The sequence below is a fragment of the Caballeronia sp. LjRoot31 genome, assembly GCF_964253885.1.
GTDB lineage: Bacteria > Pseudomonadota > Gammaproteobacteria > Burkholderiales > Burkholderiaceae > Caballeronia.
In genome coordinates, this window is sequence record NZ_CAXURX020000001.1 from 1,557,201 (window position 1) to 1,582,237 (window position 25,037).

At 61.0% G+C, this 25,037-nt stretch carries 20 protein-coding genes; 16 read left to right on the plus strand and 4 right to left on the minus strand.

What is annotated here, in order from left to right:
• Nucleotides 1-138: 138 nt before the first annotated feature.
• The 3 genes from ACSQ8V_RS06865 to map all read right to left on the minus strand — a co-directional run bounded on the left by ACSQ8V_RS06865 (nucleotide 139) and on the right by map (nucleotide 6,226).
• The gene (locus ACSQ8V_RS06865; RefSeq protein ID WP_436205276.1) at nucleotides 139-2,340 is read right to left on the minus strand and encodes a pseudouridine synthase; all 2,202 of its coding nucleotides are present in this window, start codon (nucleotides 2,338-2,340) and stop codon (nucleotides 139-141) included.
• Nucleotides 2,341-2,346: 6 nt separating this feature from the next.
• Nucleotides 2,347-4,932, minus strand: a complete 2,586-nt coding sequence (locus ACSQ8V_RS06870; RefSeq protein ID WP_436181274.1) for a [protein-PII] uridylyltransferase — start codon at nucleotides 4,930-4,932, stop codon at nucleotides 2,347-2,349.
• Nucleotides 4,933-5,416: 484 nt separating this feature from the next.
• Nucleotides 5,417-6,226 carry a type I methionyl aminopeptidase gene (gene map, locus ACSQ8V_RS06875; protein ID WP_213763106.1) on the minus strand — a complete coding sequence of 270 codons (810 nt, stop codon included), beginning with the start codon at nucleotides 6,224-6,226 and terminating at the stop codon, nucleotides 5,417-5,419.
• Nucleotides 6,227-6,700: 474 nt separating this feature from the next.
• On the opposite strand from map, the gene rpsB reads away from it, so the two are divergent.
• The 16 genes from rpsB (at nucleotide 6,701) to ACSQ8V_RS06955 (ending at nucleotide 23,118) form a co-directional block, all read left to right on the plus strand.
• On the plus strand, nucleotides 6,701-7,453 hold the full coding sequence (gene rpsB / locus ACSQ8V_RS06880) for a 30S ribosomal protein S2 (protein WP_213763105.1): 753 nt from the start codon (nucleotides 6,701-6,703) through the stop codon (nucleotides 7,451-7,453).
• 273 nt (nucleotides 7,454-7,726) lie between these two features.
• Entirely contained in the window at nucleotides 7,727-8,608 is an 882-nt protein-coding gene (tsf, locus tag ACSQ8V_RS06885) for a translation elongation factor Ts (RefSeq protein WP_213763103.1), read from the plus strand.
• A 378-nt stretch (nucleotides 8,609-8,986) separates the two neighbouring features.
• Entirely contained in the window at nucleotides 8,987-9,700 is a 714-nt protein-coding gene (pyrH, locus tag ACSQ8V_RS06890) for a UMP kinase (RefSeq protein ID WP_158936770.1), read from the plus strand.
• 94 nt (nucleotides 9,701-9,794) lie between these two features.
• Nucleotides 9,795-10,355: a ribosome recycling factor gene (gene frr / locus ACSQ8V_RS06895; RefSeq protein WP_213763102.1), complete on the plus strand. Its 561-nt coding sequence runs from the start codon at nucleotides 9,795-9,797 to the stop codon at nucleotides 10,353-10,355.
• A gap of 64 nt (nucleotides 10,356-10,419) precedes the next feature.
• The gene (gene uppS / locus ACSQ8V_RS06900) at nucleotides 10,420-11,202 is read left to right on the plus strand and encodes a polyprenyl diphosphate synthase (RefSeq protein WP_213763101.1); all 783 of its coding nucleotides are present in this window, start codon (nucleotides 10,420-10,422) and stop codon (nucleotides 11,200-11,202) included.
• Entirely contained in the window at nucleotides 11,196-12,029 is an 834-nt protein-coding gene (locus tag ACSQ8V_RS06905) for a phosphatidate cytidylyltransferase (protein ID WP_436181276.1), read from the plus strand. The genes uppS and ACSQ8V_RS06905 overlap by 7 nt, the downstream gene beginning before the upstream one ends.
• Before the next feature lie 18 nt (nucleotides 12,030-12,047).
• Nucleotides 12,048-13,253 (plus strand): 1-deoxy-D-xylulose-5-phosphate reductoisomerase, encoded by a 1,206-nt coding sequence (locus ACSQ8V_RS06910; protein WP_436205277.1) that lies wholly within the window; start codon nucleotides 12,048-12,050, stop codon nucleotides 13,251-13,253.
• Nucleotides 13,254-13,260: 7 nt separating this feature from the next.
• The gene (gene rseP, locus ACSQ8V_RS06915; RefSeq protein WP_213763095.1) at nucleotides 13,261-14,646 is read left to right on the plus strand and encodes an RIP metalloprotease RseP; all 1,386 of its coding nucleotides are present in this window, start codon (nucleotides 13,261-13,263) and stop codon (nucleotides 14,644-14,646) included.
• A 99-nt stretch (nucleotides 14,647-14,745) separates the two neighbouring features.
• Entirely contained in the window at nucleotides 14,746-17,058 is a 2,313-nt protein-coding gene (bamA, locus tag ACSQ8V_RS06920; RefSeq protein WP_213763094.1) for an outer membrane protein assembly factor BamA, read from the plus strand.
• 197 nt (nucleotides 17,059-17,255) lie between these two features.
• Nucleotides 17,256-17,774 (plus strand): OmpH family outer membrane protein, encoded by a 519-nt coding sequence (locus ACSQ8V_RS06925; protein WP_213763093.1) that lies wholly within the window; start codon nucleotides 17,256-17,258, stop codon nucleotides 17,772-17,774.
• 16 nt (nucleotides 17,775-17,790) lie between these two features.
• Entirely contained in the window at nucleotides 17,791-18,918 is a 1,128-nt protein-coding gene (gene lpxD / locus ACSQ8V_RS06930; RefSeq protein ID WP_213763091.1) for a UDP-3-O-(3-hydroxymyristoyl)glucosamine N-acyltransferase, read from the plus strand.
• Nucleotides 18,919-19,072: 154 nt separating this feature from the next.
• Nucleotides 19,073-19,561, plus strand: a complete 489-nt coding sequence (gene fabZ, locus ACSQ8V_RS06935) for a 3-hydroxyacyl-ACP dehydratase FabZ (RefSeq protein WP_213763089.1) — start codon at nucleotides 19,073-19,075, stop codon at nucleotides 19,559-19,561.
• 62 nt (nucleotides 19,562-19,623) lie between these two features.
• On the plus strand, nucleotides 19,624-20,412 hold the full coding sequence (gene lpxA / locus ACSQ8V_RS06940; RefSeq protein WP_213763087.1) for an acyl-ACP--UDP-N-acetylglucosamine O-acyltransferase: 789 nt from the start codon (nucleotides 19,624-19,626) through the stop codon (nucleotides 20,410-20,412).
• Between the two features lie 11 nt (nucleotides 20,413-20,423).
• Complete coding sequence (lpxB, locus tag ACSQ8V_RS06945) at nucleotides 20,424-21,590, plus strand: lipid-A-disaccharide synthase (RefSeq protein WP_213763086.1); 1,167 nt, start codon at nucleotides 20,424-20,426, stop codon at nucleotides 21,588-21,590.
• Nucleotides 21,590-22,315 (plus strand): ribonuclease HII, encoded by a 726-nt coding sequence (rnhB, locus tag ACSQ8V_RS06950; RefSeq protein ID WP_436181280.1) that lies wholly within the window; start codon nucleotides 21,590-21,592, stop codon nucleotides 22,313-22,315. The genes lpxB and rnhB overlap by 1 nt, the downstream gene beginning before the upstream one ends.
• An 11-nt stretch (nucleotides 22,316-22,326) precedes the next feature.
• Nucleotides 22,327-23,118, plus strand: a complete 792-nt coding sequence (locus ACSQ8V_RS06955) for a TrmH family RNA methyltransferase (RefSeq protein WP_436205278.1) — start codon at nucleotides 22,327-22,329, stop codon at nucleotides 23,116-23,118.
• A 1,087-nt stretch (nucleotides 23,119-24,205) separates the two neighbouring features.
• On the opposite strand, the gene ppsR is transcribed toward ACSQ8V_RS06955, so the two are convergent.
• On the minus strand, nucleotides 24,206-25,024 hold the full coding sequence (gene ppsR, locus ACSQ8V_RS06960; RefSeq protein ID WP_213764123.1) for a posphoenolpyruvate synthetase regulatory kinase/phosphorylase PpsR: 819 nt from the start codon (nucleotides 25,022-25,024) through the stop codon (nucleotides 24,206-24,208).
• Nucleotides 25,025-25,037 lie beyond the last annotated feature (13 nt).

The following is a 25,037-nucleotide window of genomic DNA, read 5'->3' on the forward strand; positions in this document are numbered from 1 at the left end:
TGTGTCATATTTTCTTTAGCCAAAAAATCGGCCAAAAAAAATCGATGCGATCGGCAGGTGCCGTTCGCATCGATTGGTAACAATTTCGTCGTTTTTCCGCGACGTTTTGAAGCGCGCGGAGAAGGCAGCGAAGCTGTTTTAGAACGCTTCGTCCGCGCCCAGATAACGCCACTGGCCCGGCGGCAAGGCGCCGAGCGTCACGTGACCCATCCGGATCCGCTTCAGGCCAACCACTTCCAGCCCAACCAGCTCGCACATCCGGCGAATCTGGCGCTTTTTGCCTTCGCGCAACACAAAGCGCAACTGTTCACCATTTTGCCAACTGACCTGCGCTGTTTTGAGCGGCACGTCGTCGAGCGAGAGTCCGTGGCGCAGCAGCGCCAGGCTTTCGGGCGGGAAGTGCGGTTCGATATCGACTTCGTGCTCGCCGAATTTCACGCGCACGAGATATTCCTTATCGACGTCGGAATGACCGCCGATCAGTTGTTTCGCCACGCGGCCATCCTGGGTCAGGACCAGCAGCCCGGTCGAATCGATATCCAGACGGCCTGCCGGCGCAAGCGTGCGCAGATGCAGCGGCGTGAAGCGGATGCCGGACTGGTCGTCGGCCCAATGGTTGGACGGATTGACCAGTGTGACAGCCGGCTGATAGCCGTCTTCCGCCTGACCCGACACGTAGCCAACCGGCTTGTGGATCAGAATGGTGACCTGCTGCATCTGGGCCGCGTGCGCGGCGGGTGCGATTTCAACGTTCTGGTCGGGACGAATCTTGGTGCCGAGCGTATCGATGACCTCGCCGTCGACCAGAACCCAGCCTTTTTCGATCCATTCATCGGCTTCGCGGCGCGAGCACAGGCCGAGTTCCGACATCACCTTCGACAAGCGCACGAGCCCTTCTTCGTTTTCGCGTGCGATGCGGGCGGGCGAGGGCGGAGCGTCGACGTCACGCGGTTTTGACGGTTTCGATACCGGTTTGCGCGCGGCGGGTTTGTGCTCATCGCCGAAGCGTCCGGATGTGTCGCGTGCTACGTAAGGGCTGTCGCCTGAGGGCCGTTGGCGGTCGGTAGGGGCTGGGCGCGGGCTGCCATCGTGCGAATGGTTGCGCTCGCGCGGAGCGCTGCGGTCACCGCGGTCATTAAACGATGGGCGGGGCGTGCGGTCGCTGCCTGGGCCGCGCGAATCATCGCGGGGTTTGAACGGACGGCGTTCGTTGTCGCTTGAGGGGCGGTCGCCACGTGGGGCACCGCGGTCGCCGAAGGACGGACGGGGGCCGCGATCGCTGCTTGGACCGCGTGGAGCATCACCACGCGGCGCGTATGGGCGACGTTCGCCATCGCCGGAAGGGCGGTCACCGCGCGGAGCGCCACGGTCGCCAAACGACGGGCGCGGACCGCGATCGCTGCTTGGGCCACGCGGAGCATCGCCGCGAGGTGTGAACGGACGACGTTCAGCATCGCCGGAAGGGCGGTCACCGCGCGGAGCGCCACGATCGCCAAACGAAGGCCGGGGCCCGCGGTCGCTACTCGGACCACGCGGAGCATCGCCACGCGGCGTGAACGGACGACGTTCGCCATCACCAGAAGGCCGATCACCGCGCGGAGCGCCACGATCGCCAAACGAAGGCCGGGGCCCGCGATCACTACTCGGACCACGGGGAGCATCACCACGCGGCGTGAACGGACGACGTTCGCCATCACCAGAAGGTCGATCACCACGCGGAGCGCCACGATCGCCAAACGAAGGACGCGGGCCGCGATCACCACTCGGACCACGCGGAGCATCACCACGCGGCGTGTACGGCCGACGTTCACCATCACCGGAAGGTCGATCACCACGCGGAGCGCCGCGATCACCAAAGGAAGGGCGCGGGCCGCGATCACCACTCGGACCACGCGGCGCATCGCCACGCGGCGCGTACGGGCGACGTTCGCCATCGCCGGAAGGGCGGTCACCACGCGGAGCCCCACGATCACCAAACGAAGGCCGCGGACCACGATCACTACTCGGACCACGCGGCGCATCGCCACGTGGCGTAAACGGACGACGTTCACCATCACCGGAAGGCCGATCACCACGCGGAGCGCCACGATCACCAAACGATGGCCGCGCCCCGCGATCACCCGCGCCCCGCGAGTCATCACTTCGCGCCTTGAAAGGTTTCCGCTCACCCGCCCCCGACGGTCGTGCACCGCCAGCCGGTTTATCACTACGCACTGGCCGATCGCCGCTCGCGATTTCAGCGCGTGCGGGCTTTTTTCGTCCGGCAGCGCTGCCGGTACGAACGGGGGAACGTGCCGGCGATGCCGGGCGCGGGTGTTTCGCTGTCAGTTTGACGCGCATATATTCTCAGGCTGCGATCGCGCGCAGCAGTTCGGTTTCGACCTGGATCTGCGTCCGGTTGTCGGATAGGGTTTTGCCGTCGAGCAGGAACACGTCTTCTACGCGTTCGCCGAGCGTATTGATCCGCGCCGCGTGGACGCCGATCCGGTGCTGGGCCAGAACCCGCGCGATCGAATAAAGGAGGCCCTGCCGGTCGTTAGCCGATACCGACAGGATGTAATACTGACCACGTTCGTCGGGACGTAAATCCACGCGCGGCGTGATCGGAAAAGTGCGCACAAGCCGCGAAACACGTCCCTTCGACGGTTCCGGCAAAATGCCCTCGGCGGTCAGCAGCGTACTCAACTGCTGTTCGACGAGATTCGCAATGTCGCGATAATGCCCGTCATGGTCGGGATGCGCGACCAGAAAATTGTCGAGCGCGTAGCCGTGTCGGGTCGTTGTGACGCGCGCATCGAGCACGGACAGGCCGTTTTTGTCGAAATACGCGCAGATCCCGGCGAACAAATCGGGCCGGTCCTGCACATACACCAACACTTGAAGCGCGGCGCCAATCGGCGAAGGCCGCGCCCGTACGATCGGCTTTTCGCTCTCCACGTGTTTATAAAGCACGCGGGTTTGCCAGGCGATATCGGCGGCGTCGTGGCGCAGGAAATAGCCGACATCAAGCTTGTCCCACAACACTTTTTCCGCGTTTTCGGGCACGGTTTCAAGGCGCAGCAACGCGAGCGCGTCTTCCTGGCGCGACTTGAGTTCCGAGTGCGCGTGCAGTTCGGCGCCGCCGAGCACGGCGCGCGTGGCGCGGTACAAATCCTCGAGCAGCTTGCCTTTCCATGCGTTCCAGACCTTGGGGCTGGTGCCGCGGATATCGGCGACGGTCAGCAGATACAGCGCGGTCAACCGGCGCTCGGTCTTGACCATCGATGCAAATTGCTTGATGACTTCCGGATCGCTCGTGTCCTGCTTTTGCGCGACCTGGCTCATGGTCAGATGCTGTTCCACGAGCCAAACGACCAGGTCGCTGTCGTCCGCGCCAACATCGTGTTCACGGCAAAAACGCCGTGCATCCGCCATGCCGAGCACGGAGTGATCGCCGCCGCGGCCCTTGGCGATATCGTGAAAAAGTGCCGCGATGTACAGCACCCACGAGCGCTCGAAATTACCCATCAGCTGGCTGCAGAACGGGTATTCATGCGCGTGTTCGGCCATCGCGAAGCGCCGGATGTTGCGCAACACCATCAGGATGTGCTGATCGACGGTATAGACGTGATACAGGTCATGCTGCATCTGGCCGACAATGCGCCGGAAGTTGAGCAGATAACGTCCCAGCACGCTCGTCTGGTTCATCAGCCGCAGCGCGTGCGTGATGCCTTCAGGCTGCTTCAGGATCTCCATGAACAGGCGCCGGTTCTCGGGGTCACGCCGCCAGTCGCGGCCCATCAGGTCACGTGCGTTATAGATTGCCCGCAGCGTTCGGGCGGATAAACCCTTCACGCCGCGCGTTTGTTCGTACAGCAGGAACGCTTCGAGAATGGCGTTGGGTTCGCGTTCGAAAACGTCGTCGCTGGCAATTTCCAGCATGCCCTGCTTCTCGACGAAACGCTCGTTGAGCACGCGGGTAATACCGCTCGTCGATGGAAACAGTTGCGCTTCCACGTTCTGGATCAGGATGGTGGCAAGCTGCGTGACGGCTTTAGCGGCCCAGTAATAGCGGCGCATGAGCTGTTCGCTCGCGCGCTTGGACGATGTCGCTTTGTAGCCGAGGCTTTCGGCCAGCGCCGTCTGCAAGTCGAAGACGAGAATGTCCTGGCGCCGCCGGGCAATCACATGCAGCCGCGCGCGCAGGGTCTTCAGAAAACCTTCGTTGCGGCGCAGTTCGCTGGCTTCGCGCTCGGTAATCAGCCCGCGCGAATCCAGTTCACGCCAGCTGCTGCCGAAACCGGCCGCGCGCGAGATCCATAAAATAAGCTGCAGGTCACGCAATCCGCCCGGGCTTTCCTTGATATTCGGCTCGAGGCTGTACGGCGTGTCCTGATACTTGGCGTGCCGCTGGCGCATCTCCAGGACTTTCGCCTGGAAGAACGCACGCGGATCGAGCGTCTGCCGATATCGCCCCTCGAATGTCTCGAACAGCGTTTCGTTGCCTACGATGCGGCGCGCTTCCAGCAGCGAGGTCTGGATGGTGATGTCGTTGCTTGCTTCATCTATGCACTGCGTCACCGACCGCACGCTGCTGCCGATCTCCAGGCCAAGATCCCACGCCATGCCAATCAGCCGCTCGATACGCGCGGCCAGTGAAGCGGTGTGGTCGGGCGTTTCGTCATCGGGCAGGAGGACGAGGATATCGACGTCCGAATAGGGCGCAAGTTCGCCGCGCCCGTAACCGCCGACCGCAATCAGCGCCGCTGATTTCGGCATCGCGCAGGCTTCCCAGGCGCCTTGGAGCGCTTCGTCGGTGGCGCGTGCGAGAGCATGCATCAGGCCATCGACGTTGGTTGCGCTTTGGAAGCGCTCGAGCAGGGCGGCCTTGGCCGTCTTGTACGAGGCTTTCAACGAATCGGCTTGGGGCGGGGCGTCGGCAGGTACGCTCATGGGCAGGCGGGTCGTCAAGTCTGTGGATGAAAATTGATCGTGGCGAACAGGCGGTTCGCCGGTTTTAAATCAGGTCACGCGCGATGCGGTCAGTGCGCACCCCGGACATGGGCTGGATGCGGCGTGGCAACGCAGGTGCTGTCTGACCAGTCTTGACCACGAGCCCGAGTTGTTGGACGCGGACCAAGGCGAGATGCCGTAAGCTTCCTATGCCACGCTATACAGCAAGCTTAAGCCGTCTTTAAACCGGGCGAAATAACTCTGGCTTGATCGGGCACAACTCAAGATCCGGCGCGACTCAACGACAACAATTCATGGCGCGAAAAGCGCCTGACGGGCCGAGCACAACCCAAATAGCGAGATTCGCCCCGGTTGATATAGGCCGAAACACGATACGTGCACGACTCGGCCACAACCTGCAGCGTCAAAAAACCCGGCCGGTCAACGGTAGAACCACATGCGCCGGGTTCTCGGTCAAGCCGCTTCAAGCCGCTGCGGCGATCAATTCCGAAGGCGCTTGCGTGCCCGCCGACACGGTCAGCACTTCATAGCCTGTCGGCGTAACCAGCACCGTATGCTCCCATTGCGCGGACAAGCTGCGGTCGCGCGTCTTGACAGTCCACTGGTCGGGCATGGTGCGGATATCGCGGCGGCCGGCATTGATCATGGGTTCGACCGTAAAGATCATGCCCGCCTGCAATTCGATGCCCGTGCCGGGCCGGCCGTAGTGCAGCACTTGCGGATCTTCGTGAAAAACCTGGCCCACGCCGTGGCCGCAGTACTCGCGCACCACGCTGTAGCCTTGCGCTTCGGCATATTTCTGGATGGCGTGCCCGATATCGCCGAGATGCGCGCCCGGCTTGATCTGGTCGATTCCGAGCCACATGCAGTCGAACGTGGTTTGCACCAGGCGTTTCGCCAGAATCGATCCTTCGCCGACCAGGAACATCCGGCTGGTATCGCCGAAATAGCCTTCCTTGATCACGGTGATGTCAATATTCAGCGCGTCGCCGTTTTTCAGCGCCTTGTCGCCGGGAATGCCGTGGCAAATCACGTCGTTGACCGAGATACAGGTTGCTTTCGGGTACGGCGGATAGCCGGGCGGCTGGTAATTCAGCGGCGCGGGCACCGTGCCTTGTTCTTTCAGCATGTACTCGTGGCAAAGCCGATCGAGTTCGCCCGTCGTCACGCCAGCGACAATATGAGGCGTGATGAAGTCGAGCACTTCGCTGGCAAGTCGGCAGGCGACGCGCATTTGCGCGATATCGTGGTCGGTTTTCAGCGTAATGGACATGACTTGTATCGAGAATGCGTGTAAGCGGCGGCGGGCGCCAATCGGTCATTATCGCACCTTAGAGGGCTCGCCGCACCCGGGGCGGGCCGGCGCGGCGGTTTTAGAGCAGCCGGCACATGAATTCTGCGATTGTTTTGCCGACGTTTTGTTGCTTGCTGTCCCGTCCGCGGCGCTTGGCGGGACAGCAAGCAACGGCGCCCGGGCCCGCATCCGGATGAACGGGCATCTTGAGTCGTGCCATTTGAGCGTGATATACTCGCTGGCTAAGTCTGCATCTACTTTGTAATCGTCTTCTCAATGCGTTTTTTCTGAAAATTATGTTTTCTGAAAAGCACATGGAGAGAAGGTGCGGGGAAGAGTGGACTTGAATCGCAAGCCGGCGCACCCAGGGTGTCCGGCGCCCCGAAAAGTTAAGAAACACGGGGCGCCCGATGCGGCAGCCGGCTTAAGACCTAACCCTCGCGGAGAACTCTCATGGCAGTAACAATGCGTGAAATGCTGGAAGCCGGTGTCCACTTCGGTCACCAAACTCGCTTCTGGAACCCGAAAATGGCTCCGTTCATTTTCGGTCATCGCAACAAGATTCACATTATCAACCTCGAAAAAACGCTGCCGATGTACAACGACGCGCTGAAGTACGTGCGTCAGCTGGCAGCGAATCGCGGCACGATTTTGTTCGTTGGCACGAAGCGCCAATCGCGTGACACGGTGGCGGAAGAAGCGCAACGCGCTGGTATGCCTTTCGTGAACGCACGCTGGCTCGGCGGCATGCTGACCAACTTCAAGACGCTGAAAGTATCGATCAAGCGCCTGAAGGACATGGAAGCAGCGCTGGAAGCCGGTGAAACGGAACGCATGAGCAAGAAGGAAGCGCTCCTGTTTGAACGTGAAATGGCCAAGCTGATCAAGTCGATTGGCGGCGTGAAGGACATGGGCGGCATTCCGGACGCAATTTTCGTGGTTGACGTTGGTTACCACAAGATTGCCGTGACTGAAGCCAAGAAGCTGGGCATTCCGGTTATTGCCGTGGTTGATACGAACCACTCGCCGGAAGGCATCGACTACGTGATCCCGGGTAACGACGACGCCAGCAAGGCAGTCATGTTGTACACGAAGGGCGTGGCCGACGCGATCCTGGAAGGCCGTTCGAGCGCGGTGAACGAAGTGGTTCAGGCAGTTCGCAGCGGCGAAGGCGACGAGTTCGTGGAAGTCAACGCAGAAGCGTAAGTCTCTGCAGAAGACGCCGACATGATGGTTTCGGCAAAAAAGGGGGCTTTGCGAAAGGCCCCCTTTTTTTAACCGGCAGCTACTGCAACGTAAAGTAACAACGGCACTATTCGTGGGCAGCAGAGCGCGAAACAGTCGTGAAGTATCTGTTAAGTATCGAAGTTATCGAAGTATCAGGCAGCACCCCCATTCTGGCCGCGGGCATTTCTCGCCGGCGGCGCGTGTCAATAGTGCGAACGTGTGAAAGCACGGCACAGACTCAAGGAGCAAATGATGGCGGCAATTACCGCAAGCATGGTGGCAGAACTGCGCGCAAAGACCGACGCGCCCATGATGGAATGCAAGAAGGCGCTGACGGAAGCCGAAGGCGACATGGAGCGCGCTGAAGAGCTGCTGCGCGTGAAGCTGGGCAACAAGGCGAGCAAGGCTGCGTCGCGGGTGACGGCTGAAGGCATCATCACGGCGCACATCGACGGCGGCGTGGGCTCGCTCGTCGAACTGAATTGCGAAACCGACTTCGTCGGCAAGAACGACGACTTCCTGGCATTCGGCAAAACCGTCGCCGAGATCGTGGCGAAGAGCAACCCGGCCGATGTCGCCGCCCTCGGCGCGCTGCCGCTGGAAAGCTCGACGGTCGACGCCGTGCGTCTCGCGCTGGTCGGCAAGATCGGTGAAAACGTGTCGATTCGCCGTTTCGTGCGTTTTGAATCCGCCAACAAGCTGGCTTCGTATCTCCACGGCACGCGCATCGGCGTGCTGGTCGAGTTCACGGGCGCGGACGAGCAGGTCGGCAAGGACGTTGCCATGCACATCGCTGCCATGAAGCCGGTCTCGCTGTCGTCGGACGACGTTCCGGCGGAACTGATCGCGAAGGAACGCAGCATCGCCGAGCAAAAGGCCGCGGAATCGGGCAAGCCGGCTGAGATCGTCGCCAAGATGGTCGACGGCAGCGTCCAGAAGTACCTGAAGGAAGTTTCGTTGCTGAACCAGACGTTCGTTAAGAACGACAAGCAGACGATCGAACAGATGTTGAAGGCGGCAGGCGCGTCGGTGCAGAAGTTTGCGCTGTTCGTGGTCGGCGAAGGCATCGAAAAGCGGTCGGATGACTTCGCTGCCGAAGTGGCCGCACAAGTTGCCGCCGCCAAGCAAGGCTAAAGCGTCAAACGGCGGTCAGGACTGCGCAGCTGGCTAGATACAGCAGTCGCGCGTAGCAGTCGGCGCAGCATCAGCCGGCCCGTTCAACCGGGCCGCTCGACGCAGACGCACTGGCCTCCGAGTCAAAAATGCAGTGAAAAGCAGCTAAATGCAGCTAAATGTGAGACGGGCGTTCCCCAACGCGGAACGTCCGTCTCGCGCCCTCATGGCGGTCAAGACCGCGCTGGACGGGCAAACCGGGGTTGATTCAGGTTAACCCCCGGGTGAATCCGTTGCGCCGCCGCGGCTTGTCCAATATGGGATGCTTGCCGGAAATATCGTTTCACCCCTACAGTTCTACGTTGTTGCACTCCCTCTCGGCGCGATCGGAACCCTCATATGCCCACAGCCTACAAACGCGTACTCCTCAAACTCTCCGGCGAAGCACTAATGGGCGACGATGCCTTTGGCATCAATCGCGCGACAATCGAAAGGATGGTGGCAGACGTTGCGGAAGTGGTGCGCATGGGTACGCAACTCGCGGTTGTTATCGGCGGCGGTAATATTTTTCGCGGCGTGGCGGGCGGTGCGGCCGGCATGGACCGTGCAACGGCCGACTACATGGGCATGCTCGCGACCATGATGAACGCGCTCGCGTTGCAGGACGCCATGCGCCACGCCGGTATCGAGGCGCGCGTGCAATCCGCGCTGCGCATGGACCAGGTGGTCGAGCCATACATCCGCCCGCGCGCCATTCGCCAGCTCGAAGAAGGCAAAGTGGTCATTTTCGCGGCGGGTACGGGCAACCCGTTTTTCACCACCGATACGGCCGCTGCACTGCGCGGTTCGGAGATTGGCGCGGAAGTCGTGTTGAAAGCGACGAAAGTGGACGGCGTATATTCCGCCGATCCCAAGAAAGACCCGACCGCCACCCGCTACAGCACGATCAGTTTCGACGAAGCGATCGGCAAGAATCTGCAGGTCATGGACGCGACGGCGTTTGCGCTGTGCCGCGACCAGAAGCTGCCTATTCGCGTGTTTGCGATCAATAAGCCGGGCGCGCTCAAGCGCATCGTTCAAGGCGACGACGAAGGTACGCTCGTCCACGTGTAAACTCTCGCGGTGACAAAAGGTGAGGGCGGGCGCGCTCCCAAGGAACCGCGCCGCCACCGCCAGCACTGCATGCAATAAAAGTACGGAGGCTCACATGAGTTTGGCTGACATTAGGAAGAGCGTCGATCAGAAGATGCAAAAATCGATCGAAGCGTTCAAGAACGATCTCGCAAAGATCCGTACGGGCCGCGCCCACACGGGCTTGCTGGACCATATCCAGGTGGATTACTACGGCTCGAGCGTACCCATTTCGCAAGTAGCGAACATGACGCTGATCGACGCCCGGACAATTGGCGTGCAGGCGTGGGAAAAGAAGATGGTGCCGGTGGTGGAAAAGGCGATTCGTGATTCGGATCTGGGCCTGAACCCCTCCAACCAGGGCGATCAGATCCGCGTCCCAATGCCCGCGCTGACCGAAGAACGCCGCCGCGAGCTCGTGAAGGTTGTAAAAAGCGAAGGCGAAAACGCCAAGATTGCCGTGCGCAATCTGCGTCGCGACGCCAACGAGCAACTCAAGAAACTCGTGAAGGACAAGGAAATCTCCGAGGACGACGAACGTCGTGCAAGCGATGACGTCCAGAAGCTCACCGATAAAAACGTCGCGGAAATCGACAAGCTGGTTGTGTCGAAAGAAGCCGAAATCATGACGGTTTGAGGCCGTTTCCGGTCTCTTGCGTCGTGCCGGCGCGTCACTCTGTCGATACTTAGATTCAGCGGCCATGACCTATACCAGCTCTACCGTTCGCGTACCCGATGTCGCGGCTGTCCCGCGTCATATCGCGATCATCATGGACGGCAACGGCCGTTGGGCGACGCAGCGGCGCCTGCCGCGCGTGGCCGGCCACACGCGCGGCGTTGACGCCGTGCGGGCAACGGTCGAAAGCTGTGCGCGCCAGGGCGTCGAATTCGTGACGCTGTTCGCTTTCAGTTCCGAAAACTGGCGTCGTCCGACTGACGAAGTCTCGTTCCTCATGCGCCTGTTCGTGACGGCGCTGGAGCGGGAAGTCGGCAAGCTGCACGCGAACGGCATCCGTTTGCGCGTGGTCGGCGACACCTCCATGTTCGACGAGCGCATCCGTGCGCTGATCCAGCGCGCCGAAACCAAGACGGCGCGCAATACGCGCCTGACACTGACCATCGCGGCAAATTACGGCGGCCGCTGGGACGTCATGCAGGCGGCGAAAAAGCTGGCGGAGCAGTCGGTTCTGGAAGGCCGCGTTGTTCCGGTCGACGAAGCGGCGTTCGAGCAGCACCTGGCCATGGCCTATGCGCCGGAGCCGGACCTGTTCATCCGGACGGGCGGGGAGCAGCGCATCAGCAATTTCCTGCTGTGGCAGATGGCGTACACAGAACTCTATTTCACCGATACCTACTGGCCCGATTTCGACGCCGAAGCACTGGCTCGCGCGATCGAATCGTATGCTGAGCGCGAACGGCGGTTCGGGCGGACCAGTGCGCAACTCGAACCGCAATCGCAGAAGGCCGACACCCTTTCATGCTAAAGACCCGTGTCATCACGGCAATCGTCCTGCTGGCAGTGCTTCTGCCAATCACGTTGTTCGCGCCGGTGGGCGTTTTCGCGGCATTGATCGCGGTTGTGGTCATCTTCGCTGCCTGGGAATGGGGGCGGCTGCTCAAGCTGACCGGCGGGTCGCCGGTGGTGTACGCGGTGATTGCCGGCATGGCGCTGATCGCCAGTACGCGACTCGGGCTGGGTTACAAACCGCTGTATCAGATGGCGGCCATATTCTGGGTGCTGGCCGGCCCGTTCGCGCTTGCGCGCAAGCCCGCTCTTGCCGACGGCGCGTGGCGCGTGTTCCTGCTGTTCGCCGGCATTGTGACGTTCGTGGCCTGCTGGCACGCGCTGGTTACGGCCCGTACGGTCGGGGTGGCGTTCGTGCTATCGCTTCTCCTAGTCGTATGGCTGGCCGACATTGGCGCATACTTCGCCGGAAAAGCGTTCGGCCGGCATAAACTTGCACCGTCCATCAGCCCCGGCAAAACCCGCGAAGGCGCGTTGGGTGGCTGGCTGGCGGTGATGATCGTAGGTTCGGCGGGCGCGGCCACGCTGGTTTTTGCGCCGACACTTTTTTCGGCGCTGGTGGCGCATCTCGGCTGGGCCGGGGCGCTCCTCTCGTTGACGGTGCTGACCGTATTCAGCGTAATTGGCGACCTGTTCGAGTCTCTGCTGAAACGCCAGGCGGGCGTCAAGGATTCGAGCGGATTGCTGCCCGGGCACGGTGGCGTCCTTGACCGGATCGACGCATTGTTGCCTGTATTGCCGATCGCACTCCTGTTGCTCGGTCCTGTTGCCCAGTCAATCGGCTAATCGGCTAAAGAAGGATTTATGCAAAAACGTCTGACTCTGCTCGGCTCCACGGGCTCGATCGGCGAAAGCACGCTCGACGTCGTGGCGCGGCACCCGGACCGTTTCAAGGTCTACGCGCTGAGCGCGCATCGCAACGGCGACAAGCTCGTCGATCAATGTGTGCGGTTCCAGCCGGAAGTGGCGGTGGTCGGTGACGCCGATACCGCCGCGAAGGTCGCCGCCGCACTGCGCGCCCAAGGCTGCAAGACCGAGGTGAGCTACGGCCCGCAAGCGCTTGTAGACGCTTCGGCGAGCGCCGGTTGCGACACGGTGGTGGCTGCTATTGTCGGCGCTGCGGGGCTCGCGCCCACGTTGGCTGCCGCCCGTGCGGGCAAGCGCATCCTGCTGGCCAACAAGGAAGCGCTGGTCATGTCGGGCAAGATTTTCATCGACGCGGTGCACGACAATGGCGCGGTGCTCCTCCCGGTCGATAGCGAGCACAACGCGGTGTTCCAGTGCATGCCGCGTGAAATAGCGCTGCACGGGGGGGTATCGAAGATTATTTTGACGGCATCCGGCGGCCCGTTCCGCACCCGCGAGCCGTCAACGCTGCGCCACGTCACGCCCGACGAAGCCTGCAAGCATCCGAACTGGGCGATGGGCCGCAAGATTTCCGTCGATTCCGCCACGATGATGAACAAGGGTCTCGAAGTGATCGAGGCGCATTGGCTTTTCAACGTGCCGGGATCGCGCATCGAAGTGCTGATCCATCCACAAAGCGTGATTCATTCGCTTGTTTCTTACGCGGACGGTTCGGTACTCGCACAACTCGGCAACCCCGACATGCGCACGCCGATCGCCTATGCGCTGGCGTTTCCGGAACGTGTGGATTCAGGTGTCGCTCAACTTGATCTCGCACAAATTGTGTCGCTCACCTTCGAGAAGCCTGACCTGAAACGTTTCCCTTGCCTCGCGCTCGCGCTGAAGGCGCTGGAAGCCGGCGGCACCGCGAGCGCGGCGCTCAACGCGGCCAACGAGGTCGCGGTGGAGGCGTTCCTTGCTCGCCGGATCGGCTTCATGGCGATCGGGGAAGTGGTCGAGCGCGTGCTGGATGCGTTGCCGAACGGCAGTGCCTCCACGCTCGATGAAGTGCTCGCCGCCGATGCCGAAGCGCGTCGCCTGGCAGGCGAGTTCGCCGCTTTGCTGACAGCCGACGCGCCGCACGCCGAACGCGTCCTGCACTGAGGTCGCCATGAACTTCCTGATTGAAATCGTTGCGTTTGTGGTGGCTATCGGCGTGCTGGTCGTCGTCCACGAATTCGGCCATTACAGCGTCGCGCGACTGTGCGGTGTGAAGGTCCTGCGATTTTCGGTCGGATTCGGCAAGCCGCTCGTGAAGTGGGTCAGCAAGAGCACCGGCACCGAGTGGACGATCTCCGCGCTGCCGCTGGGCGGCTACGTGAAGATGCTCGACGAACGGGAAGCGGAAGCGAGCATTCCCGAAGCCGATTTGCCGCGCGCATTCAATCGTCAACCGGTGTTCAAGCGGATCGCGATTGTTGCAGCGGGTCCGGTGGCGAACTTCATTCTCGCCATTTTGTTGTTCGCCGGCGTGTTTGCCGGGGGTGTGTCTGAGCCGGCGGCGATTCTTGCGACGCCCGCGCCTAACACCGTCGCCGCCAAGGCGGGCTTCGAGGGCGGCGAGACGATCGTTTCAATGCGCGATGTGCAGGGCAGCAGCGACGCGAGTGGCGAGACGCACAAGGTGCGCTCGTGGTCCGATCTGCGCTGGAAACTGCTCGATGCTTCATTCGATCACCGCCCTGTGGTGCTGACGGCCAAGACGAACGAGGGCACGTTCGATTTCCCGGTGAGCGTGGGCAAGATCGACGATCAGGACGTCGACCAGGATTTCATGGATAAACTCGGCTTCGAGCCGGGTGGCGGCACGCTGGCGGTGGCCGGCGTGGAAGCGGGCAGCGCGGCGGCGAAAGCGGGCTTGCAGGCGGGTGACGTGTTGCGCGCTATCGACGGTAAAAAGATCGATAACGCGATGGGTTTTATCGACTATGTGCAGCATCGTCCGGGTACGCCGGTTTCGCTGACAATCGAGCGCAACGGTGCGCAGCGCGCCGTGCAGATCGTGCCGGAGCTCAAGCAGGACGCTGCCACGCATCGCGATGTCGGCCGGATCGGCGCGTCGCTCGCGACCCGGATTCCGGCGGTGGACGTGCGTTACGGGCCGGTCGAAAGCTTGCAGCTGGGCGTCAGGCGGACCTGGGACATCAGCATTTATTCGCTGCGCATGTTCGGGCGGATGATCACGGGCGAAGCGTCGCTGAAAAATCTTTCTGGGCCGGTGACGATCGCTGATTACGCCGGCAAGAGCGCGCGGCTTGGATTGTCGGCGTTTCTGTCGTTCCTCGCGCTCGTGAGTATCAGCCTCGGCGTATTGAACTTGTTACCGATTCCGGTTCTTGACGGTGGGCATCTGTTATATTATTTGGTTGAAGCCGCAACCGGCAAAGCCGTGTCAGATCGCTGGCAGTTGGTTTTGCAGCGGGCGGGTCTTGTTTGCATCGTCGCCTTGTCGATGATCGCGCTCTTTAATGACCTTGCCCGCCTGATCCGCTTTTGATCTGGCTTGGCCGTAACCTTGATCCTTTTTCATCTTGTCTGGCGGCGCTTGAACGAACGCCGTCCGGCTCGATGCAGCTATACACACTGGGGAAGCACGTTGTTCAAACCTCATCGCTTTGTTCCTAAGTCGGCTGTGGCCGCAGCATTGGCCGCAACCGGAATGGCGGCGCACGCGACAACGCCGTTTGTCGTGCAGGACATCCGGATTGACGGCCTGCAGCGCATTGAACCCGGTTCGGTATTCGCCTATTTGCCTATCAAGCAGGGCGACACGTTCACCGACGACAAAGCCTCCGAGGCAATTCGCGCGCTTTATGCAACGGGCTTCTTCAATGACGTCCAGATCGCCACACAGGGCAACGTGGTGGTGGTGCAGGTGCAGGAACGTCCGGCCATTTCGCAAATCGATTTCTCCGGGATCCACGAGTTCGAAAAGGACAACCTGGCGAAGGCGTTGCGCGCGGTAGGCTTGTCGCAAGGGCGCTCGTACGACAAGGCGCTCGTCGACAAGGCAGAACAGGAACTCAAGCGTCAGTATCTGACGCGCGGGTTCTATGCTGCCGAAGTCACGACTACCGTGACGCCGGTCGACCGCAACCGCGTGCAGATCCTGTTCTCGGTGGCGGAAGGTCCGAGCGCGAAGATCCGCCAGATCAACTTCATCGGCAACAAGGCGGTCAGCACGAGCACGCTGCGCGACGAGATGCAGTTGTCCACGCCGAACTGGTTCTCGTGGTACACGAAGAACGACCTGTACGCGAAGGACAAGCTCTCGGGCGACCTTGAAAACGTGCGCTCGTACTACCTGAATCGCGGTTATCTCGAGTTCAACATCGACTCGACGCAGGTGTCCATCTCGCCCGACAAGAAGGACATGTACCTGACGATCGCGCTGCACGAAGGCGAGCCGTACAAGATCAGCGCGATCAAGCTTTCGGGCAATCTGCTTGACCGCGAGGCGGAGCTGACCAAGCTCATCAAGATCAAACCGGGTGACCGTTTCTCGGCCGAAAAGCTGCAGGCGACCACGAAGTCCATCGTCGACAAGCTCGGCGAATATGGCTACGCGTTCGCGCAGGTCAACGCACAGCCGCAGATCAATCAAGCCGATCACTCCGTCGACCTGACGCTGAATGTGGATCCGAGCCGCCGCGTGTATGTGCGGCGCGTGAACATCGCCGGCAATACGCGTACACGTGACGAAGTCGTGCGCCGGGAAATGCGTCAGCTCGAAAGCTCATGGTTCGATTCGAGCCGGCTGGCGCTGTCGAAGGATCGCGTGAATCGTCTCGGGTACTTTACCGATGTCGATGTGACCACGGTTCCGGTCGAAGGGACGAACGACCAGGTGGACGTGGACGTGAAAGTCACGGAAAAGCCGACCGGCGCGATTACGCTCGGTGCGGGTTTTTCGTCGACGGACAAGGTCGTGCTGTCAGCGGGCGTGTCGCAGGACAACGTGTTCGGTTCGGGTACCAGCCTTTCGGTCAATGTCAACACGGCCAAGACGTACCGGACGTTGACGGTGACGCAAGTCGATCCGTATTTCACCATCGACGGCATCAAGCGTATTACCGACCTGTACTACCGCACGTATCAGCCGCTGTATTACTCGACCGATTCGAGCTTCAAGATCGTTACCATTGGTGGTGACCTGAAGTTCGGCATTCCGTTCTCGGAGCAGGACACGGTGTACTTCGGCGCGGGCCTCGAGCAGAACACGCTCGACGTCGATGCCAACACGCCGCAGAGCTACAAGGACTACGTCAACGAGTTCGGCCGCGTAGTGAACAACGTGCCGGTGACGGTTGGCTGGTCGCGTGACAATCGTGACAGTGCATTGGTCCCGAGCCGCGGGTATTACACGCAGACGAACTTCGAATACGGTACGCCGGCGGGTAACACCACCTACATCAAGGCAGATGCCCAGGTTCAGTATTACTACTCGTTCGCGCGCGGCTTCGTGCTCGGCCTGAACTTGCAGGGCGGCTACGGTAAGGGCCTGGACGGCCAGACGTACCCGATTTTCAAGAACTACTATGCTGGCGGTATCGGCTCGGTTCGCGGTTATGAACCGAGCTCACTGGGTCCGCGTGACACGACCACGGGAGACCCGATCGGCGGTTCGCGCATGGCAGTGGGTAACATCGAGCTGACCTTCCCGTTGCCGGGTACGGGTTATGACCGCACGCTGCGCGTCTTCACCTTCCTTGACGGCGGTAACGTCTGGGGCGATCCGGGTCAGGGCGGCACCAGCACGGGTGCGAACGGCCTGCGGTATGGTTACGGTTTCGGTCTGGCGTGGATTTCGCCAATTGGTCCGCTCAAGTTGAGCTTGGGCTTCCCTGTGACGAAGCATGCCGGCGACCAGTATCAGAAGTTCCAGTTCCAGATCGGTACGGCGTTCTAAGCCGCGATCGGGATGTGTCGGTGGCCCGGTTTTCCGCTCTTGTCGCGGAACCGGGACGCCTGACGCAGAGGCTTGGCTTAGTGATCTGATTCTGTGACCTGATTGGGTGGCATCATCAGTCAGTGGTGTAAATAAGTAACGTGAGGAAGACTTTGCGAACCGGTAAGCTTTCGAAACATGTAGCGTTGGCGCTTGTTATGTCGGTGACGCTCGGCCTGATGGGTGCCGCCAAGGCAGAGGCGCAGGAGACCCGGATTGCAGCCGTCAACTCCGATCGCATCTTGCGTGAGTCCGCAGCGGCCAAGGCGGCGCAGACGAAGCTCGAACAAGAGTTTTCGAAGCGGGACAAGGCGTTGCAGGACATGGCGGCGCGGCTGAAGACCATGTCGGACGCAATGGACAAGAACGGCGCCGCCATGGCGCCTGCCGACCGTGCCTCCAAGCAACGCGATTTGTCGCAGCTCGACCAGGACTTCCAACGCAAACAGCGCGAATTTCGCGAAGACCTGAACCAGCGCCGCAACGAAGAGCTTGCTGCCGTGCTGGACAGGGCCAACAAGGTCATCAAGCAGATTGCCGAGGCGCAGCACTACGACCTGATCGTGCAGGAAGCGGTGTACGTCAGTCCGCGCATCGATATCACCGATCAGGTGCTGAAGGCGCTGGCCGCGAATCAGGCGAGCCTGTCGGCCAATCCAGCTAGTAGTTCGAACTGATCGGGAGCGGTACCGGATGGCATCAGACAGCGCGATCACGCTTGGTGAACTGACACAACGGTTCGGTGGAGACATAGCAGGCGATGCAGCGCATCGCGTGAACGGCCTCGCGCCGCTCGACCAGGCCGGCCCCACGCAACTCGCCTTTCTCGCGAACCTGAAGTATTTGTCTCAAGTGGAAAGCACGCAGGCCGGTGCGGTGTTGATTTCGCCGGCGGACCTGGAGAAAGTGACGTCGCGGCAAGGGCGTAACTTTATTGTCACGGCGAATCCCTACGCTTATTTTGCGCGTGTCGCGCAGGTTTTCATCGACCTCGCGACGCCGCCGGTCGAACCCGGCGTGCATCCCACGGCGTTTATCCATCCCCGTGCGAAGGTGGCCGCCAGTGCCGTGATCGGGCCGCACGTGAGCGTGGAAGCCGGTGCCGAGATTGGCGAGCGCGTGAAGCTGGATGCGGGCGTGACTATCGGTCGGGGCGTGAAGCTGGCTGACGACGTCCATCTTTATCCCCACGTGACCGTCTATCATGACTGTAAGCTCGGCGCGCGCGTGATCGTGCATGCGGGTGCGGTGATCGGTGCTGACGGTTTTGGTTTTGCGCCGGATTTTGCCGGCGACGGCGACGCGCGCACCGGCAGCTGGGTCAAGATCCCGCAAGTCGGCGCCGTGGTCGTGGCGCAGGACGTGGAGATTGGCGCGAACACCACGATCGACCGGGGTGCAATGGCCGACACGGTGATCGAGGAAGGCGTAAAGATCGATAATCTGGTCCAGATCGGGCATAACTGCCGGATCGGCGCCTATACGGTGATTGCAGGCTGTGCGGGCATTGCGGGCAGCACGAATATCGGGCGGCATTGCATGATCGGCGGCGCGGTGGGCATTGCGGGCCACGTAACGCTGGCGGATTACGTGATTGTCACGGCACAGTCCGGCGTGTCGAAGTCGCTGCTGAAGCCGGGCATGTACACCAGCGCATTTCCCGCCGTGAATCACGCGGACTGGAACAAAAGCGCGGCCATTGTGCGTAATCTGGACAAGTTGCGGGAACGCATCAAGACGCTCGAAGCGGCGGTAGCCGCAGGCATTAACCCGGATACCACCGCGAATAACACCCCGGACAGCACTTCAGGCAAGCATTAAGACGGTAAAACCCGCGGTAAAACCCGCGGTAAAACCCGCGGTAAAAACCGGCATCCCACGCGAAGCCGCTTGGCAGGCTTGTTAGCTTATAAGTTTCCTGACGAGCGGTTTCGCAGTCAACACCCGCGCTGTGAAGCGCGCGAGCAGAACGACTATGAGCACCGAAAAAATCAATCTAGACATCCACAAGATTCTCACGTTGCTGCCGCATCGGTATCCGATCCTGCTTGTCGACCGTGTACTCGAACTCACGCCGCATCAGAGCATCAAAGCGCTGAAGAACGTGACGGTCAACGAGCCGTATTTTCAGGGTCACTTCCCGACACGGCCGGTGATGCCCGGCGTGCTGATTCTCGAAGCGCTTGCGCAGGCGGCCGCGCTGCTGACGTTCGCCGAGGAAAAGGAACCGCACGATCCGGAAACGACCCTGTATTACTTCGTGGGCATCGACAAGGCGCGTTTCAAGCGCGTGGTCGAACCCGGCGACCAGCTGATCCTGAACGTGAACTTCGAGCGCTATATGCGCGGCATCTGGAAATTCAGCGCACGTGCCGAAGTGGACGGTGCGGTGGCAGCCGAAGCCGAGTTGATGTGCACCGTGAAGAACACGGCCGCCGACACGAAGACGCCAGGCACGCCTTAACCGGCGCGGCTGATCAGGGCAGAGCAGAGCAAACTCAGCAACAGAACACCAAGCGAGGGCGCATGAGCAAGATTCACCCTACCGCGATCATCGAGCCGGGCGCGCAGCTCGACGAATCCGTCGAAGTCGGTCCGTACGCGATCGTCGGCCAGCACGTGCAGATTGGCGCGCGCACGACTATCGGCTCGCACAGCGTAATCGAAGGCCATACGGTCCTCGGCAGCGACAACCGCATCGGCCACTACGCATCCGTCGGCGGCCGGCCGCAGGACATGAAGTACAAGGACGAGCCCACCCGGCTCGTGATCGGCGACCGCAACACCATCCGCGAATTCACCACCATTCATACCGGCACGGTGCAGGATACGGGCGTGACCACCATCGGCGACGACAACTGGATCATGGCATACGTGCACGTGGGCCATGACTGCCAGCTCGGCAGCAACATCGTCATGTCGAGCAACGCGCAACTGGCGGGGCACGTGATCATTGGCGACCATGCCATTGTCGGCGGTATGTCGGGCGTGCATCAGTTCGTGCGCATTGGCGCGCATTCCATGCTGGGCGGCGCTTCGGCGCTCGTGCAGGACATTCCGCCATTCGTGATTGCCGCCGGTAACAAGGCTGAACCGCACGGTATCAACGTGGAAGGGCTACGCCGGCGCGGCTTTTCGGCTGAGGCTATTTCGGCGCTGCGTTCGGCGTATCGCGTGGTGTACAAGAGCGGCGCGACGCTTGAAGAAGCGAAGGTGCAATTGCGCGAACTCGCGTCCGCAGGCGGTGATGGTGATGCGCCTGTGACGGCGCTGGCCGATTTTATCGACGCGTCGCAGCGCGGCATCATCCGTTGACCGAGCGCCCAATGACGCTGGCCCCCGCCCCCCTGCGCGTTGCGATGGTGGCGGGTGAGCCGTCGGGCGATCTGCTCGCGGCTTCCCTGCTGGGCGGCCTGAATGAGCGCTTGCCGGCCGGTACGCAGTTCAATGGTATTGGCGGCCCACGCATGACGGCCGTTGGTTTCGACGCGCACTGGCCGATGGACAAGCTCACGGTGCGCGGTTATGTCGAAGCGCTGAAGCATATTCCCGAGATCCTGGGCATTCGCAACGAGCTTAAGCGGCAACTGCTGGCGGAGCCGCCGTCGGTGTTTATCGGCGTGGATGCGCCCGATTTCAATTTCGGTCTTGAACATGCGTTGCGCGACGCCGGTATTCCGACGGTGCATTTCGTGTGTCCGTCGATCTGGGCGTGGCGTGGCGGGCGGATCAAGAAGATCGTCAAAGCCGTCGATCACATGCTGTGCGTGTTCCCGTTCGAGCCGGCGTTGATGGAGAAGGCGGGTATTGCGTCCACGTACGTGGGCCATCCGCTCGCCGATGAAATCCCGCTCGTGCCTGACGTTGAAGGCGCGCGGCGCGCATTGGGCTTGCCGGAAGGCGGACCGATTATCGCCGTGCTGCCGGGTAGCCGGCGTTCGGAGATCGCGCTGATCGGCCCGACCTTTTTCGACGCGATGGAATTGATGCAGCGTCGCGAACCCGGTGTGCGTTTCGTGATGCCGGCAGCGACTGCCGCGTTGCGCGAATTGTTGCAGCCGCTGGTGGCCGCCCATCCGAATCTGGCCCTGACTATTACTGAAGGCAAGGCCCAGGTCGCGATGACCGCCGCCGACGCCATCCTGGTCAAGAGCGGCACGGTGACGCTGGAAGCGGCGTTGCTTAAGAAGCCGATGGTCATCTCGTACAAGGTGCCCTGGCTGACGGGTCAGATCATGCAGCGGCAGGGTTATTTGCCGTATGTCGGCTTGCCGAACATTCTGGCCGGGCGGTTTGTCGTGCCGGAGATTCTCCAGCATTTCGCCACGCCGGAAGCGCTCGCCGACGCCACGCTCAAACAGTTGAACGACGAAGCGAACCGCGCGACACTGACGGAAATCTTCACGGAAATGCACCACGCGCTGCGTCAGAACACTGCACAACGCGCGGCCGAGGCCGTGGCGCAGGTTCTGGAAACGAGGAGGCCGCGGTAATGGCGAAGATCGTCGCGAAAGGCGTGGTACGGCGCGCGGGGCAGCCTGCGTTCGACTTCGATGTCGATACGCCGTCCGACGTCATTTGCGGCGTGGACGAAGCTGGCCGTGGCCCGCTGGCGGGTCCTGTGGTTGCGGCTGCGGTGATCTTCGATCCATCGAAACCCAGGATTCGCGGACTTGACGACTCGAAGGTATTGAGCGCCAGGAAGCGCGAGGAGTTGTACGAGAAGATTATCGACCGTGCGCTGGCTTATTGCGTGGCTTCGGCGACGGTTGAGGAAATCGACACAATCAACATTCTCCACGCCACCATGCTCGCGATGAAACGCGCAGTGGAAGGGCTGTCGGTTACGCCGACGGTGGCGAAGATTGATGGTAACCGGTGTCCTCAATTGTCGATGCGTTCGGTGGCTATTATTGGTGGCGACGCGTTGATCGCGCAGATTTCGGCTGCGTCGATTCTGGCTAAAGTCACGCGCGACCGCATGCTGTTGCAATTGCACGAAGTCCACCCCGTTTATGGTTTCGATGCCCACGCCGGTTACGGCACGCCACAGCATCTTAGGGCGTTGCTTGAACATGGGCCTTGCGAGCATCATCGGCGTTCGTTTGCGCCCGTGCGCGAGGCGCATGCGCGATTGGGCACGGCGCTGCCGGTCGTTGCAGCCGGGGTGCTGGAAGCGGCTGCCGCGGAGCAGGGCATCGACGCTCCTCCGTTCTGAATTTTCCCCAAGTGAAAGCCATTACCTCGCGGGATAACCCGCTTTACAAGCGCCTGAAGGCGCTCGCCGGATCGACCGCGCAGCAGCGCCGCAGCGGTCACGCGTTGCTCGAAGGGCTGCATCTCGCCAGTGCTTATCTTGATGTGGGTGGGCAGCCTGAGACGTGCGTTGTCACCGAGGGTGCGCTTCAGCACGATGAAGCGCGGCAGATTGTCGGGCGAATCGATCCTGCGCATGTTTATACGTTACCCGATGCTTTGTTCGGACAGCTATCGAGTGTCGTGCATGGTGTGGGGATGGTGTTGCTGGTCGAGAAGGTTGCGCCATTGTTGCCCGAGCGCATTACCGGGACGTGTCTGGTTCTCGATGGCATCCAGGACGCCGGCAATGTTGGATCTATTTTGCGGAGTGCCGCGGCGGCTGGGATTCAGCATGTGTTTTGCATGCCCGGGACGGTGTTTGCGTGGTCATCGAAGGTGCTGCGGGCTGGCATGGGCGCGCATTTCCTGCTCGGCATTTACGAGGATGTTGAACCGGCGGAATTGTTGTCGCGGTTTTCTCCCGAGGTGCGGGTGACTATCACTGATTCGCACGGTGCGAAGGCGATCTACGATGTGGATTTGTCGGGGCCTGTGGCTTGGATCATGGGCAATGAGGGTGCGGGTGTTTCGCCATTTTGGCGCGACCACGCGACGCTTCGGGTGACCATTCCCCAGCCGGGCGGCATGGAATCGCTGAATGTGGCGGCCGCCGCCGCGGTTTGCCTTTTTGAGCAATGTCGGCAGGGATTTCGCTCGCGCTAGGGGGTGGCGGTGGTTTGGGGTGTAGTGGTTGGGGTCGGTGCTGGGGTGGTCGGTTTTGGGGTTAGTGGTCGGGGTTGATGCCGGGTTGCTGCTTTCAATGTTAGTGGTCTGCGAGAGTCGGATATTCTCTTTATCACTATTAGCCACTGTGCGTGGCGGCACGTCATTTCTTTGTCCAAAGCGACAAAGAAACGAAGCAAAGAAAGCGCTTTTAAACCACGCTACCCTAAGTGTCCACAGCGTGCAGTTTCCATTCATAGGTGCCCCAAAAGCACGGTGCTCGCCAGAGCGCCGGATGTGTGAACCCCTCCTTCTCGCGAATCCTGACATGAACACGCTTCGCCCCGTACGCTCTCGGGCAAGCACCATTGTCAAGGAACCACACGCTTCGCCACCAGTGATTGAACCTGCCCAAGGAGCACCCCGCGCTATCCGCGGACAACCTCCCTCCAATGTGTACGCGCCTCGAACCTCGTCGCCAACCCGCCAAGAAACGAAGCCGCGAAGATGCGGGTGGCCGTAACCGACGAAAATAGCTGTACAGAACGCGCAGCCAATTCACAAAAAACTGAAGCAGTAAACACAAACACGCATGAAGCTGTGGCCAATGAATTCGGTCGCACAGACCAGGTAGCTAATCCACGAAGAACCGCAGAAGCAAATACCCTTAAGGCCGTGCGGGTTCCTTAGCAATGGTGCTTGCCCGAGAGCGTTGGGGGCGAAGCGTGTTCGTGTCAGGATTCGCGAGAAGGAGGGGTTCAAACATCCTCCGCTCTGGCGAGCACCGTGCTTTTGGGGCACCTATGAATAGAAACTGCACGCTGTGGACACTTAGGGTAGCGTGTTTGAAAGCGTTTTCTTTGCTTCGTTTCTTTGTCGCTTTGGACAAAGAAATGACGTGCCGCCACGCACAGTGGCTAATAGTGATAAAGAGAAAATCCGACTCTCGCAGACCACTAACGCTGAAAGCAGCAACCCGGCATAGACCCCGACCGCTAACCCCAGAACCGACCACCCCAGCACCAACCCCGACCGCCAACTCCAAACCCACCCGCCCCCAAAACCCGTCCACCGGCGCGAGCGAAAACTAGTAGTACGAAGGTCGTTCCAAGCGGATTTCCTGCAAGATGGTCGTAGCGATTTCCTCAATCGACTTATGCGTCGACGATAACCACTTGACCCCTTCGCGTTTCATCATCGCTTCGGCTTCGTTGATCTCATAGCGGCAATTCTCCAGCGCCGCATACTTGCTCCCTGGCCGCCGTTCGTTGCGAATCTCCGCCAGCCGCTGCGGATCGATCGACAAGCCAAACATCTTTTCCCGATACGGAAGCAACGGCGTAGGCAACCGCCCACGTTCAAAGTCCTCGGGAATCAACGGATAATTCGCCGCTTTCACACCGTACTGCATCGCCAGATAAAGCGACGTCGGCGTCTTGCCGCTACGCGACACACCGACCAGGATCACATCGGCATCGGAAAGATTCCGATTCGACTGGCCGTCGTCATGCGCCAGCGAAAAATTGATCGCCTCGATCCGGTTCTTGTATTCGTCCGTATCCGCGTTCTGGTGGACCCGGCCCATCGCGTGCGTCGACTTGATGTCGAGTTCCAGTTCCAATGGCTCGATAAACGTCTGGAACATGTTCAGCACCAGCGCGTTCGACCGCCGCACGATCTCGTTCGACGCGCTGTCCACCAGCGTGGTGAACACAATCGGCCGACGCCCATCGAGTGACACCGCCTCGTTGATCTTCGCGATGGTCGCATGCGCCTTCTCGGTCGAGTCAACAAACGGCACGCGCACGAGCCGGAATTTCTGGTCGAACTGGGACAGGATCGAATGCGCGAAGGTCTCGGCAGTGATCCCGGTGCCATCGGAAACGATGAATACGGTAGGCGGCATCGGCGTTGAGGGT

What these genes read in the sequence shown, in the direction of transcription:
- ACSQ8V_RS06865 (WP_436205276.1), bottom strand. Translation starts at nt 2,340, where the DNA reads ATGCGCGTCAAACTGACAGCGAAACACCCGCGCCCGGCATCGCCGGCA.
- ACSQ8V_RS06870 (WP_436181274.1), bottom strand. Translation starts at nt 4,932, where the DNA reads ATGAGCGTACCTGCCGACGCCCCGCCCCAAGCCGATTCGTTGAAAGCC.
- map (WP_213763106.1), bottom strand. Translation starts at nt 6,226, where the DNA reads ATGTCCATTACGCTGAAAACCGACCACGATATCGCGCAAATGCGCGTC.
- rpsB (WP_213763105.1), top strand. Translation starts at nt 6,701, where the DNA reads ATGGCAGTAACAATGCGTGAAATGCTGGAAGCCGGTGTCCACTTCGGT.
- tsf (WP_213763103.1), top strand. Translation starts at nt 7,727, where the DNA reads ATGGCGGCAATTACCGCAAGCATGGTGGCAGAACTGCGCGCAAAGACC.
- pyrH (WP_158936770.1), top strand. Translation starts at nt 8,987, where the DNA reads ATGCCCACAGCCTACAAACGCGTACTCCTCAAACTCTCCGGCGAAGCA.
- frr (WP_213763102.1), top strand. Translation starts at nt 9,795, where the DNA reads ATGAGTTTGGCTGACATTAGGAAGAGCGTCGATCAGAAGATGCAAAAA.
- uppS (WP_213763101.1), top strand. Translation starts at nt 10,420, where the DNA reads ATGACCTATACCAGCTCTACCGTTCGCGTACCCGATGTCGCGGCTGTC.
- ACSQ8V_RS06905 (WP_436181276.1), top strand. Translation starts at nt 11,196, where the DNA reads ATGCTAAAGACCCGTGTCATCACGGCAATCGTCCTGCTGGCAGTGCTT.
- ACSQ8V_RS06910 (WP_436205277.1), top strand. Translation starts at nt 12,048, where the DNA reads ATGCAAAAACGTCTGACTCTGCTCGGCTCCACGGGCTCGATCGGCGAA.
- rseP (WP_213763095.1), top strand. Translation starts at nt 13,261, where the DNA reads ATGAACTTCCTGATTGAAATCGTTGCGTTTGTGGTGGCTATCGGCGTG.
- ACSQ8V_RS06925 (WP_213763093.1), top strand. Translation starts at nt 17,256, where the DNA reads ATGTCGGTGACGCTCGGCCTGATGGGTGCCGCCAAGGCAGAGGCGCAG.
- lpxD (WP_213763091.1), top strand. Translation starts at nt 17,791, where the DNA reads ATGGCATCAGACAGCGCGATCACGCTTGGTGAACTGACACAACGGTTC.
- fabZ (WP_213763089.1), top strand. Translation starts at nt 19,073, where the DNA reads ATGAGCACCGAAAAAATCAATCTAGACATCCACAAGATTCTCACGTTG.
- lpxA (WP_213763087.1), top strand. Translation starts at nt 19,624, where the DNA reads ATGAGCAAGATTCACCCTACCGCGATCATCGAGCCGGGCGCGCAGCTC.
- lpxB (WP_213763086.1), top strand. Translation starts at nt 20,424, where the DNA reads ATGACGCTGGCCCCCGCCCCCCTGCGCGTTGCGATGGTGGCGGGTGAG.
- rnhB (WP_436181280.1), top strand. Translation starts at nt 21,590, where the DNA reads ATGGCGAAGATCGTCGCGAAAGGCGTGGTACGGCGCGCGGGGCAGCCT.
- ppsR (WP_213764123.1), bottom strand. Translation starts at nt 25,024, where the DNA reads ATGCCGCCTACCGTATTCATCGTTTCCGATGGCACCGGGATCACTGCC.